The sequence below is a fragment of the Xenorhabdus griffiniae genome, from assembly GCF_037265215.1.
Classification (GTDB): Bacteria; Pseudomonadota; Gammaproteobacteria; order Enterobacterales; family Enterobacteriaceae; genus Xenorhabdus; species Xenorhabdus griffiniae.
Genome location: NZ_CP147737.1, coordinates 864,378 through 876,932 on the forward strand (window position 1 = coordinate 864,378; position 12,555 = coordinate 876,932).

Genomic DNA, 12,555 nt, shown 5'->3' on the forward strand with positions numbered 1-12,555 from the left:
AGCCGGAAGATCACGCTGATCTTTCCGGCTTAATAACGTGAATCATATTTCAGTTATTATTAATTTAAAAGCTACCACATGGAAATAGTTCAGATAAATTTCTCTTATAATATTCTATTTCATCTTGGTTTTTAAGTTTATAGTTTGACTTATAAAAATAAAGACTTAGCCAATACACACGGACGTAAGATAAATATTCATGTCTGTTTTTTTCTGAAAAATCAATGATTGAGTCTAAGGTGTTTTTTATACTTTCATTATCTTGCTCTGTATTCAAAGCCTCTTTAGTTAGTTTTTTAAGGGTCATGTAAGTATCTTTAAATTCTTGGGCACTCAAATGGTTTTCTGGCTCATCATAATTAACAAATAAAGCTGATTCGATATCATGAATAAGAATATCATCAATTAAACCAGATTTGTAATCTCTTATGTTTTTAATTAAATCAATCAGTTCCTTGCTCTGAGTTGATTCTACCAAAGAAATAATTACTGGTTCATGGCACAAAATTTCAAGATATTTATCTTCAATAGAACTATAGATATCTATAAGAAAATCATTATCAATTAATTCAATAATTGACCAAAAAAATCCGTCATGAAAATTAAACCACATATTAAAAGAGAGTATTTCATCACACTTTCTTTTAATTTCACGAATGCTATGTTCTATATTCATATAATCCATCATGCGTTAAGGTTGAATTGAATTATCTGGGAAAATAGAGCCGCCCCCTTTAGGGTCACGGACAACTCGGATAAAGACTCCATTATGTGTTCCTGAAATCATAGTTCCGCCAGAAGGCATGTCTACTTTTACACTACTTGGAGAATCCCAAATTACTTTCCCTGCATGTTTAATATCTGCATCACTCCAATTTTCTGGGAACCATGATTGGCCTGTTCCTTTGCGTTTCGCTTTAGATGCATGGTTAGGTATATTTCCTACCCGTACCCCATTAGGATAAGTATGCTCTATATTGTAAGGGATACCTCTTGCTTCTAACTCCCGAATAGCTGATTGTCCATGTCCCCCACCACTTAACCTTCCGTTTGGGAATGTTTTTCTATCCCTCGGTGGCATAGAACTGGCTTCCTTCCAGTCTCCTTTACTAGAATGATTAACAACATCATCATTTATGAATGAAGATGGACAATTTGTTAATCCAAAGGGGTCTACCCATCCGGTGGGGTTATGGACATACGAATACGGATTAAACCCGCCCAGCAGCCCGATCGGGTCAGGACTAATATATTGCCCCGTTTCGTGACTGTAATACCTAAAGCGATTATAGCAAAGCCCGGATTCCTCATCAAAATATTGGCCTAAAAACCGGAAGTGACACTGAACGTGGTAATCCGTGTGATGGGACGGGACGCCGCCGCGTTTTTCCGCGTGGCCCCAGGTGGTCAGGTGCTGGCCCCAGACCATCTCTCCTTGTTCATCCAGCAGTTCCCGTACGGTGCCTTGGTGGTCACTGATAGAATAATGCAGTTTGCCGCGCTCAAAACGGGCCGCTGGCGTCAGGCTGCCCGGCTCATACAGCCAGCGCACGCGCTTCTCTTCCACCCGGGTGCCGTCACGCTGAAACGGCACTTCCTCAATCAGCTGGTCACCGCTCCACAGGTAATCATAACCGCCCAGCGCCTTGGGATTATCCGGCAAATCCGGCTTGCCCGCCAGCCACAGTTGCAAATTAGCGGCGGTCAGTTTTCCATCGCGTTCTTTGATTTTGCGAATTCGCCTACCAAACGGGTCGTAGCAATACTGCCAGCGCGAGCCATCCGGGGTTTCCAAATGGGTGAGCTGGTTTTGGGTATCCCAGCGGTAACGCCAGACCTGGGGGCGGAAGCCGTCATACTGTTCGATTTTTTCGATAAGTCTGCCGTTATCATCATAGTGATAATGCGAATCCCCCCGTTGTACCACCCGGCCAGCCTGCTGGCGCTGCGTGAACTGTGTCATCGCGCCCTGTGCATCAACAGGCAAATGTTGGCGCAGGTTGCCGTTGGCATCGTAACTGAATTGCTCTTCATGGGGGCGTAACCCCTCGAACAGCGTGTGTACTATCTGGTCGTTGGTATTATAACGGTAGCGGGTTTGCCCCCAATTGTCGTCAATAACCCGGACATTATGCGCCCGATCGTATTGCCAGCTCCGGTTGACGGCGGTCGCCTGGGGAGGAAAATGCGGATCGTTTTGTGACAGCGCCTCTTGGAAAAAGGCGCTGTCCCGCCCGGCTGACTGATGGGCCAGTAAACCCGTTGCGGTATAACGGCTGGCGAGAATAAACCCGCGGGCACTTTCGCGCACCGTTTCCCGTCCCAGTGCATCATGCCGGAGTGTCAGCGGGGCATGTTGGTTAAACTGAAAATGATTCAGTGCGCCTGATAACGGGTGATAGCCAAAGTGCAGGGTGTGCCCCTCCAGGCTTTCACTGACCGGCCTCCCCGTCAGGCTGTCCCATTCGCGGGTGATTTCCCGCCCATTGATACGCTCACAAATCGGCAAGCCCGTGGTCTTGTCGTACTCATATTCCACCACGGCATCGGCATTGGCGGCTTTCACCAATTGATGCCGTTTGTTGTATTCGTACGTGGTGGTGTCCTTCAGTACCCACTGGTTTTCTTCTGGCTGCCCGCTTTCCTGTCTGACCAGCAACCCCGCCGCGGAATAGTACCAGCGGAGTTGTTGTCCATCGGGGTATTGCACCTGGGTGCGACGTCCCAGTTTATCGTACTGATATTCCAGGGTGCGGCCGGTAAAATCGGTTTCGCGGATAATCTGGCCGGCCGCATCCCGCTCATAACGGTAAGTTTCGCCGGTGGACGCCGTGACCGATTGCAGGCGGGTCAGGCGATCATAGCCAAAACGCAGCGTGGTGCCATCGGGACGGGTCACCTGTGTTAGCAAATCAAACGCACCGTATTGATAACGTGTGGTACGGCCTTCGCCGTCAGTGACGGCCACCACGCGTCGTTCACTGTCATATTCCAGTTGCTGCGTGGTGCCATCGGGCAGGGTGATGTCGGTCAGGCTGCCATTAAGCCCGGCGTGGTCGTCGCTGTAGCGGTAGCGGGTCTGCTGTTTGAGGGCATCGGTGACGCCGCGCAGCCGCCCCAGTGTATCCAGCTCCAGCCCGGTATTTTCACCATCCGGGGTCATGATGTTGGCCAGGCGTAGTTGCCTGTCGTAGGTATAGTGCCACTCGCGGCCATCGGGGAGGAGGCGCCGGCATAGTTCACCGTGGGTGCCGTAGTGGTACGCCTCCTTGTGCCCCAGTGGGTTGGTCAGTTCGGTAAGGTTACCCTGCTCATCATAGTGATAGCGCCAGCGTTCACCCGTTGGCAGGACACTTTCAATAAGCTGCCCGTGTTCGTCATAGCCATAGGCAAAAATGTCACCGGTAGGCAGAACCATTTCGGTCAGGGCACCGTCGGGATTGTAGGCAAAGGTAGTGACATGGCCGGCGGGATCTTCTTCCCATATTTTCTGGCTGTTTTGCCACTGGCGGCGGGTGACGCGCCCCAGCGGGTCAATCTCCCGGATAACCTGCCCGTCCGGGTTATAGATGAACCGGCTTTCGCCGCCTTCCGCATCCAGATAGGTGGTGGTGCGGGTGCCCTCGTCATAGCGAAAACGGTCACACCAGTAACCACTGGGCGAGGCGGTGCTGAGCACGCGTCCACGCTCATCGTAGGTCACCGACAGGTCGGTCTGGTCGGTGTCGTGCCAGCGGGTCATCCAGCCCTGTGCGTTGTATTCATGCCACAGGTGGTTGTGCTGGAAGGCATTGCACTCTGCCAGATAGCCGTGTGCATCATAGCCGCAGGTGACCCAGCGCTGTTGGTAGTCACCATCAATCAGGTCAATCGCTTGCAGTTGCCCGTCCTGATAGTCCAGTATCAGCCGGATACCGTCATTACGCACGACTGCCGTTAATCGATCCTGTTTGTCGTAATGGAAATAAATGGTGTTTTGGCGGCGGTCGGTAATGGCAGACAAACGGCGGATATTGCCCGTCATGGCGTTGAAATGATGGGTGAGCTGGGTTCGGCTGTCCGTCAGACTCAACGCGCCGTCCCGTTCACCGGTCAGCAGGCAGTGGGGCAGGTGCTTATTTCGGGACGAGACGGTGTTATCCGGTGTGGGGTAGTCGTAAACCACACCGGCGGCATCCGTGTAAAGTACCCTGCCGTCACTCATCTCCAGTTGACGCGACCAGTCATCGGCCCATTTGGGGCCGAACAATCCACGAGGATAGGCGGTAGAACGATAGGTCCGGGTCAGGGTGAGGGGCAACAGGCCGGGGATTGCTATGACCGGCCAGACCTGTAGGAAGTCACCGGTGGCCATATCGACCGGATCACCGCCCCCCGTGGTTTTTTCCGGGTTATTGCCTTGTTTGTCGCTGGACGTATTTTTGGCCTGATCCGGGGCGTGGTTTTCGGGTTTCTGATGGGTATCCGCTTCTTCCTTCGTTCTGCCGCTGACGCGGCCCCCCGGTTCAGGTTTATCCCTTTTGGTTATTTTGGCCTCCGCTTTAGCCGACCCTTTTATTTCTTGTTTGACCGCTTGCTTGGTTGCCCCTTTTGCCAAACCGAGGATTCCGGTCGCCATACTGCCGATGGTAAAAAACAACCCACCGCCTTCCTGCGCTGGGTTGCTCATGGTCATTTTCACCGCATCCAAATTGATTTTATCTGCTACCGCGGCAGACCATTCAGACACCTTAAGATGCATATTGCCTAAGGTTTCCATCCCGGCCGCCTTCAAAACACGACCACTGGCGGCGGTCATTTTAGCATACCCCTCAGTGACAGCCTTACCCATGCCTTCGGCCAGCTCAGGGACGGTATTCCATAACTCTTTCCCTGCCCCCTTTAACCCTTCCCCGGGCTGATCTACGGCTGCACTTAGCTTATCGCCCGCGTCATTAAACCATTTTTTGGCATCGGCTTTCGTTTCGTGCCACTGTTTACTGGCGGCTTCTTTGCCTTTTTCATACAGCTCCTCAAGCTCAGTCCACCGGTCTTTTTCCGCGGAGGTTTCTGCTGTTGGAATGGGGTTGGCTTCTGCCGCTGACCCTTTTGTCGGGCTGGACTGACCGACAATTTTGCCCAGCGTATTTCCCTCTCCGGTCGGGCTGTCATCGCGGACTCTGGCCGGTAAGGGGGAATTGGGCTGAGGATAGTCAGGTTCTTTTGTTTTTTCCTTTTCTTCCCACGCTTTCAATGGAAACTCGCCGCTTTTGAATTTGTCAACGGCATCCTGGGCGGCTTTTTTAAAATACTGCGCTTCGAATTTGGCGTCTTCGTGATTGTAGTATTGATCTAATTCCGGATCGTCTCCGTAAGCGCCATAATATCGGCGGCTTTGTGGATAGAGCGTATCGATCCGTCCCAGTGCGGTTTCCGCCTCAGCCCGGGTCCGAATATGAAATTCCTCACAAAATTCCTTGCCTTCATAAACCGTGGGGGTCACAACCAGCGTTGAAGATTTTTCTTCCATCGTTTTTTTCCTTATGCCCCGTTCATCCAAAATTCATCCCCGTGGCGCAGTATCAGTTTGTTGCCGGCGCGCACGGTCTGGGTGTGTACCTTCGGGTGACACTTACCGCCCACGGTGCCGCTTTTGACGCCATTGGCCACGCCGGGCTGGTCACCCAGGGTGGTGGGAACAAAACTGTGGGCAAACACCACCACGGGGTTGCCATTGGCGCGCACGGTTTTCTCCGGGGCTGCGCTGTCGGCCAGTTTCGCTACGACCGGGTAGGGGATAGGCGGCGTAGAAGCCCCCATCGGGGTTTTGCACACATCCGGCAGCATGCCGACAATCATCCAGGTGCCCGCAGTACGGGCCATGTAGTTATCAGCCATCAAATTTTTCCTCTTCCCGTGGCGCTAGTTTCAGTAACGGCGCCTCCGGGTTCATTTCAAAGCGGGCTTCCGCTACCCGCACCGGCAGGTCAGTGCCAAAGTGCAGCCGGTGGGTCAGGTGGACGGTCATCGTATCGCTGTCAATCAGCAGGGTATCGAGGCGCATCGGCACGGGCAGTAACACGCCGTTGTGCATCCGCAGCAGCAGGAAAGGGCGGTGCGCGGGTAATGGCAGGGTCACGTGTTGTGGCAGTATGCCGCTCAGGTGGATCGTCAGGCCGGGAGCGGGCCAGTCAATCTGCTGATCCGCCGGTGCCCCGTTCCAGTAGCCGAAATCAAAATCGTTCGGCAGGTAAGGATGGCGATGTGCCAGCCATTCATCATCGTAAGTGCCCGCCAGGGTGCGGCGGGGCAGCCACGGCCGCCCGATAAAGCCCATGCCTTGTGGCTGCACAGAGGGCGCGTCAGCCGGCAGAGTGCCCGCAAGCAAGGCGGCAAAGTGTGCCGCTGTGAACGGAGTGTTTGGCTGGGTGAGGCGCGGTGCCGGCCAGCGGGTGATGGCGTGAGCCCGGGCATACCACGGGGTGATAAAGCCCCGCCCGAGTGGATTTTGCTCACAGACAGCGTGAGCCAGCGGGGCATTAGCCTCCCCGTCCGGGTGCTGGCGGCGTTGCTCCGGTGTCAGCCGTTCGGCTTCGTGCAGGTGCTGAGCAGCGGTCTCATCAGCCGAAATTTTGCATTCCCCGCCAAAGGCGTAGCGGTAGTCGAGCGGCAGATGGTCGCAAGGTGCGGGCGCGGTCAGTTGCCACTCGCCGTTATCCCGGCGGATAAATTCCCGTTCGCCGCACACCAGCAGGGTTTTGTCGAGCAGCACATGGCCTTGCGCATCCGTCAGGCGCAGGCTGACCGGCCATTCCGGGCACGGGATACCGTTCGGCGCATAGGCGGTGCCAGTGAGGATAATGTCACAATGTGGCTTGAACGGGGCTAGATCACTTTCTTGTTTCACGGACGAGCGGTTCAGGCTGCCGAAATACTCATCTTGCAGGCACAGGGGCGGAGACGGCAGCAGCTCGACAATATAGTGCCCGTGATCGGTGTGCTGCCACTGGTAGCCGGTCTTCATTACTACCACATGGTGCTCAGCATCCTCCACATCGAGCATCGAATAATTCATGACCGCAAACGGGGTCAGGTTACGAAATTCCATCTCAGGGTGTCCTTTTAGTTCAGATCGATATCTTTACCGGTGATTTGTACTGCGCCGCTGGCGTCAAATTTGAACTCACTGCCCTGTATCGTGATTTTGCCGGTACTGTCCATGCGCAGGACACTCGCACCGCAACGCAGCTCAATCACCTCCCCAGCCGTGATGGCCAGGGTATTGCCGACGTCGACCTTTTTGTGCGTCCCGACCGTGATAATGTAATCCTTGCCAGTGGTGAGTTTGCGTACCTCGCCCACGATTTCTGCGCTGTTAAGGGTAACGGTTTCCTCTTTATTCTCATTGACCTTAATGGCCTGGTTTTTCTCCACGGTTTCGCTGTGGTTGGCGAGCACATGAGTATCGCGGTTGTTGAGTACCTTGGTGTACATGTCCTTCTGGGCGTGCAGCGCCAGCCGTTCACTGCCTTTCGCATCCTCAAACAGCAGCTCATTGTAACCCTCGCCTTTGTGGGTTTTGGAGCGGAAAGCCATCTGGGTTTTGCTGCCCGGCAGTGCGCCCGGCGGGAGGTTGCTGGCATGGTAGGTGCGGCCGGTGATGATGGGCTGATCCGGATCGCCGTGCAGAAAATCCACCACCACTTCCTGCCCGATACGCGGAATGGCGAGCATGCCCCAGCCCTGACCGGCCCACGGCTGGCTGACCCGTATCCAGCAGGAGCTTTGGTCATCGCTCTTGCCGTAACGATCCCACGGGAATTGCAGGCGCACGCGCCCGTACTGGTCACAGAAGATTTCTTCCCCAGCCGGGCCGACTACTTTGGCAATTTGCGGGCCATCAATCACCGGTTTGGGTAACGGTGCCGGACGCCAGTTCTGGTTCTGGCGGATGAAGTAGAAATGGCTGTTTAGCGTGGTGCCAGAGCCTGAACTGACGGTTTCCAGTGCCTGCGGCTGGCTGCCGCTGTGGCGGGTGGAGATGGTTTGCCATGACTGGTTCAGGTCTTCCCGGGGATGGTTATCGAGAATGAACAATTTACCTGGTTGCAGGGCAATCGCATTGCCACGACCTTCTCCGGTCACGGCGTCGCTGCGCAGTGCCTCCAGTCGGTAGCGGGTGAATGCCTTGCCGTGCGCCTCGTCTTTGAAGCGGCCCGGATAGTCGTAGTGTTCGTAGTACAGCTGTTGCAGGTTTTCGTCCCGTATTTTTTGGTGAAATTCTGCCGGCCAGGCGGGATTCTTGAAGGTGTAGTCCTTAAGCTGCACCTGAGCCGGGCGCACCTGTGCACTATGGGTCAGGCTGCTGACCGCCGGTTCCCCCAGCGTACTGCTTTCACCGGGTTGATAAGGCAAGCGTACACCCGGCTGTACCGAGCCGCAGTCATCGGCGAACACCAGCGTATTACGCCCATTGCTGCATTCGAAGAAGTAGAAAATACCTTCTTCTGCGGTCAGCCGTTGCAGGAAATTGAAGTCACTTTCCTGATATTGCACGCAGAATTCGCGCTCTGGGTGTGGGTGACGCAGGTTGAATACCACGTCGCGGATGCTGTGCTCCTTGAGGATTTTGGTAATAATGCCGGCAATATTGAGTTGCTGGAAAATGCGCGAGTTCTGCCGCAGGGTCGTGCGCCACAGGTCGGGACGGATGCTCATCCGGTAGGTGGTCTGGTGTAAGCCGGTGTTGCCCTGCTCAAAGCGGGTGACGATGCCGGTGATGCTGCGTTGTTCAATACCATTGTGCAGAATAGTGAGTGTTGCCGTGCGATCCAGCACCAGTGGAAAATCAATGGCAGCGTCAGCACTGGCCAGCCCCACTTCCAGGGTAAAGGGGTGTGAAAAGTGTTCGGTCAGGCTGAAGTCGGTGACAACAAAGGTCTGTGCCGGCAAGGTGCCCGCGGTCAGGGTAAACAGCAGGCCGCTGGGCGCGGGCCCGTCACCACCCAGCCCCAGTTTCTGGCCCAGTTGTTGCAGGATCTTGCCTGCCCCCAGATTACCCGCGGCAGCTTTAGCGGCCAACCCCGGCGCGCCAAGTGCCTTGCTGGCCCCACCGGCAAAACCGCCGCCGCTGGTCAGGCTGCCGGTACTGAGACCACCGAGTGCTTTGCTGGCCCCGCCGGCAAAACCCCCACCACTGATCAGGCTGCCGGTACTGAGACCGCCAAGTGCTTTGCCCGCTCCGCCCGTCAATCCGACCTTGCTGGCAATTCCACTCACAGAATCGCGCATAGCGGCAGCTTTGCTCGCCCCATCCGATAATCCAACTTTGCCAGTTATTCCTGTTACGGAACGGAGGAGATCGCTGGCGTTACCGCTCGTATCCGCTAACAGCGTTTTAGCCTGTTTGGTTATTGCTTCCTGTCCCTGTTCTAACCGCGTTTTTCCTTCCTGCAATATTGTTAGGGGCTTTTTTTCTTTCTCTGACACTGTCTGTCTCCCTGAAGTCATGCCGATGGAATATAAAATGGCAATGGGCTTAACAGGGACATCGTCATATTCGGCAGGCAAGGCACGCTTATTCAGCGCACCTATTTTTCCCATCTGACAATAAACTGAAAATAGAGGGCTTCCTGTTTTGAATAAGGCAAAAATGTCCGGTTAAGCCAGAATAAATTGTTCCATTCGTGATAAAAAAATCTGCCGAAAATAATAAGGAGTGGACAATTAAAAACCAAATAAAATCAAGTGGAGGAAAAAAGGCGCGTTGTCCAATCACAGTGTAAAAAGTTAAAAACATTGCCGTTGGAAAATAAATTTTCGTCAGATTCACTCTAGTGAGTGCATCATACTGAGTGATTTTGTGCCAAAATTGAGGGTGTTTTTATAACAGAATGAATTACAAATAAAAAAATGGTTTTGATCTTTATAACACCCATGATCATTTCTATTTTGTGAACTTATTCACAAAAAGGTTATCTTGGAGAAAACCAAATTTTTTGGCTAATTCAACAGCGAAGTGCAACCCAATCCCGAATGTGAAAGGGCCGGTTTCTGTTGTGCTTTAATAAATTCAGGCACTTTAATAAAAGAATAAAATGACTTTAATTAAAGTGTCTTTATGAAACGAAAAGCGCCTCCAAAATTTACCGTTAGCTTTAAAAGAGAAGCAGTCAATCTGGTTGTTGAACAGGATCATACCGTCCCGCTGGCGGCTGGAGCATACTCGACAGTGATGATTTCCCCCCCTATAGAATATGAAATGGCCTTCGTAAAAAGGCCCGATTTTTCTTGAGCAGAACAGGTTATGTTGATTTTGCTATAGTGACAAACTTCACAAGAAGAGTAAAAACCTGCAATTTTGTGTGCTAAAAAACATTTTTTCAAAATGAAATTATTTATATTTGAACTAATAAATATTATTATTTGCCACATATTATTTCGAACTATTCGGAATATCGTTAACCATCTTAAAGCCATATAAAGGGAATTTATGAAAAGACGTATTTTGACACTTACCGCAGTTGCCGCAGCCTTAGTTTCTGCTTCAGCTAGTGCGGAATACCAGTGGGGGTTTGGCAATGTCAGCATGAACTACCTTGACTGGAGCAAACATACTACTCATAAAACCGGACAAACCTCACACAAGGATGATTTTGCTTATTTAGAATTGGAAGGTGGAGCAGGATTTAGCTGGGGCGAACTCTATGGTTTCGCTGATTTAGAGAATCCTTTTAACAGTAAAACAGCCCAACCGGGTGACAACCAACGTTATACTTTCAAAACAACTGGCCGTTTCTATCTGGGTGATACAGGTTTCAACCTTTATGGTCATGTTTATGGAACCTATTCATTACCAGGCAAAGCAAACGGTGGAAACTTCCATGAAGTTAATACACTTTATGGATTAGGCTATAATGCTAATATTGCTGGCCTGTGGTTCAAGCCTTTTGTCGCACTGCATTATGTTGACCAAACTTTCTATTCAGGCAATAACGGTTATGTCGTAGGCTGGGTTGCAGGATACGATTTCAACCTTTGGGAACAAAAATTCAGCGTCACAAACTGGAATGAAATTGAATTGAACCGCAATGAACGCTACGGTAACGGCGGACGTGAAGGCATTAATGGCGCGATTGCATTATGGTGGACTCCACATCCTTCTTTTACCACTGGGGTTCAGTACCGCTATGCGGATAACAAACTGGGAGAAGATTTCTTGCAGGATGGTATTGTTTACAGTGTAAAATATAACTTCTAATAATTAATTTAATCGGTGAGTAGCCTGATGCTACTCACTGAAACCAATAAATAATAGTTATCTCATCAATAAAAAAGCCTATTTTGGGGTTTTTTCTTTGATTTTTATCAAAAATTTTTCTTGTAAAATAAATGGTTATCTGAAATTAATTGTCTATTTTGATTTTTTAGTTAAAATAACTAACCTAAATTAACGTTTTGTTAAATTTAGAATCACATGTGATCCCTCTAACATAAAAAGCCCACAAGCCAACCTGCTTCTATTACAATTGTTTACACTCCGGTAACCTTACCGTAGAATGCCCGCACTGATGAAACGACAATAAAGCTTTTGTTATCTGGGGTCGCTCAATGAGACTTATGAAATACAAAAAAACTATTGGGTTATCGTCATTACTCGCAGCCACCTTAATGCTAAGTGGTTGTGATATGGTATTGATGAATCCCAAAGGGGCGATCGGCGTCGAACAAAAAACGCTGATACTGACAGCGTTTGGTTTGATGCTGATCGTTGTTATACCGGCTATTGTAATGGCAGTCATTTTTGCCTTACGTTACCGGGAAGCCAATAAATCTGCAACTTATCGTCCAAACTGGGCACACTCAAATAAAATTGAGCTTGTCGTTTGGACTGTGCCTATCCTGATTATCATCACTTTGGCGACGATTACATGGAAAACAACACATGCACTCGATCCCTATAAGCCATTGGACAGTGATGTAAAACCGGTGACGATTGAAGTTATTTCCCTTGACTGGAAATGGCTGTTCATCTATCCGGAACAGGGTATCGCAACTGTAAACGAAATCGTATTCCCGAAAGATGTTCCAATTAACTTCAAAATCACCTCAGACTCTGTGATGAACTCTTTCTTCATCCCACAGTTGGGTGGTCAGATTTATGCAATGGCGGGTATGCAGACAAAATTGCACCTGATTGCTAACTCAGCAGGCAAATACGATGGGTTCTCAGCAAGTTACAGTGGTCATGGCTTCTCAGGCATGAAATTCACTGCAACCGCGACGGATGATCGTGCAGGTTTTGAAGAGTGGGTGCAGAAAGTGAAAGCTTCACCGAAAACCCTGGATACCGTACAAGCATTCAATGAGTTGGCTAAACCTAGCCAAAACAATCCCGTTGAATACTTCTCAAGTGTGAAACCAAAACTGTTCCAAGAGACTATCGCCAAATTCATGGGTGACATGGGCCATGGTGGTATGCATGGTATGGCTGCTCACGGCAAAACAGAACATGGTGAAGCTGCGGGTCATAATATGAATATGAGTCAGTCGGCTCATTCAGGTGTTGAGGAATAA

Annotated in this window: 8 protein-coding genes; 3 read left to right on the top strand and 5 right to left on the bottom strand. The window is 50.8% G+C overall.

The window, feature by feature from the left end:
* Positions 1 to 64: 64 nt before the first annotated feature.
* The 5 genes from WDV75_RS03830 to WDV75_RS03850 are packed head-to-tail and all read right to left on the bottom strand — an operon-like array spanning position 65 to position 9,270.
* Positions 65 to 676 carry a hypothetical protein gene (locus WDV75_RS03830; RefSeq protein WP_047686580.1) on the bottom strand — a complete coding sequence of 204 codons (612 nt, stop codon included), beginning with the start codon at positions 674 to 676 and terminating at the stop codon, positions 65 to 67.
* 15 nt (positions 677 to 691) lie between these two features.
* Positions 692 to 5,509: an RHS repeat-associated core domain-containing protein gene (locus WDV75_RS03835; protein ID WP_338860710.1), complete on the bottom strand. Its 4,818-nt coding sequence runs from the start codon at positions 5,507 to 5,509 to the stop codon at positions 692 to 694.
* 11 nt (positions 5,510 to 5,520) lie between these two features.
* On the bottom strand, positions 5,521 to 5,877 hold the full coding sequence (locus WDV75_RS03840) for a DUF4150 domain-containing protein (protein ID WP_273572273.1): 357 nt from the start codon (positions 5,875 to 5,877) through the stop codon (positions 5,521 to 5,523).
* Positions 5,870 to 7,087, bottom strand: coding sequence for a DUF2169 family type VI secretion system accessory protein (locus WDV75_RS03845; protein WP_273572271.1), 1,218 nt, complete (start codon positions 7,085 to 7,087; stop codon positions 5,870 to 5,872). The genes WDV75_RS03840 and WDV75_RS03845 overlap by 8 nt, the downstream gene beginning before the upstream one ends.
* A gap of 14 nt (positions 7,088 to 7,101) precedes the next feature.
* The gene (locus tag WDV75_RS03850) at positions 7,102 to 9,270 is read right to left on the bottom strand and encodes a type VI secretion system tip protein VgrG (RefSeq protein ID WP_338861190.1); all 2,169 of its coding nucleotides are present in this window, start codon (positions 9,268 to 9,270) and stop codon (positions 7,102 to 7,104) included.
* Between the two features lie 829 nt (positions 9,271 to 10,099).
* Between WDV75_RS03850 and WDV75_RS03855 the strand changes: the two genes are divergently transcribed.
* The 3 genes from WDV75_RS03855 (at position 10,100) to cyoA (ending at position 12,555) form a co-directional block, all read left to right on the top strand.
* A complete protein-coding gene (locus tag WDV75_RS03855; RefSeq protein ID WP_273559089.1) occupies positions 10,100 to 10,273 on the top strand; it encodes a transposase in 174 nt (57 codons plus the stop codon).
* A 198-nt stretch (positions 10,274 to 10,471) separates the two neighbouring features.
* Entirely contained in the window at positions 10,472 to 11,239 is a 768-nt protein-coding gene (locus tag WDV75_RS03860; protein WP_074022864.1) for an outer membrane protein OmpK, read from the top strand.
* A 350-nt stretch (positions 11,240 to 11,589) separates the two neighbouring features.
* A complete protein-coding gene (cyoA, locus tag WDV75_RS03865) occupies positions 11,590 to 12,555 on the top strand; it encodes a cytochrome o ubiquinol oxidase subunit II (protein ID WP_273559092.1) in 966 nt (321 codons plus the stop codon).

Bases quoted from the DNA above. Each gene is read 5' to 3' on its own strand.
- WDV75_RS03855 (WP_273559089.1), top strand. From the start codon at position 10,100: ATGAAACGAAAAGCGCCTCCAAAATTTACCGTTAGCTTTAAAAGAGAA.
- WDV75_RS03840 (WP_273572273.1), bottom strand. From the start codon at position 5,877: ATGGCTGATAACTACATGGCCCGTACTGCGGGCACCTGGATGATTGTC.
- WDV75_RS03860 (WP_074022864.1), top strand. From the start codon at position 10,472: ATGAAAAGACGTATTTTGACACTTACCGCAGTTGCCGCAGCCTTAGTT.
- WDV75_RS03850 (WP_338861190.1), bottom strand. From the start codon at position 9,270: ATGCGCGATTCTGTGAGTGGAATTGCCAGCAAGGTCGGATTGACGGGC.
- WDV75_RS03835 (WP_338860710.1), bottom strand. From the start codon at position 5,509: ATGGAAGAAAAATCTTCAACGCTGGTTGTGACCCCCACGGTTTATGAA.
- WDV75_RS03830 (WP_047686580.1), bottom strand. From the start codon at position 676: ATGAATATAGAACATAGCATTCGTGAAATTAAAAGAAAGTGTGATGAA.
- cyoA (WP_273559092.1), top strand. From the start codon at position 11,590: ATGAGACTTATGAAATACAAAAAAACTATTGGGTTATCGTCATTACTC.
- WDV75_RS03845 (WP_273572271.1), bottom strand. From the start codon at position 7,087: ATGGAATTTCGTAACCTGACCCCGTTTGCGGTCATGAATTATTCGATG.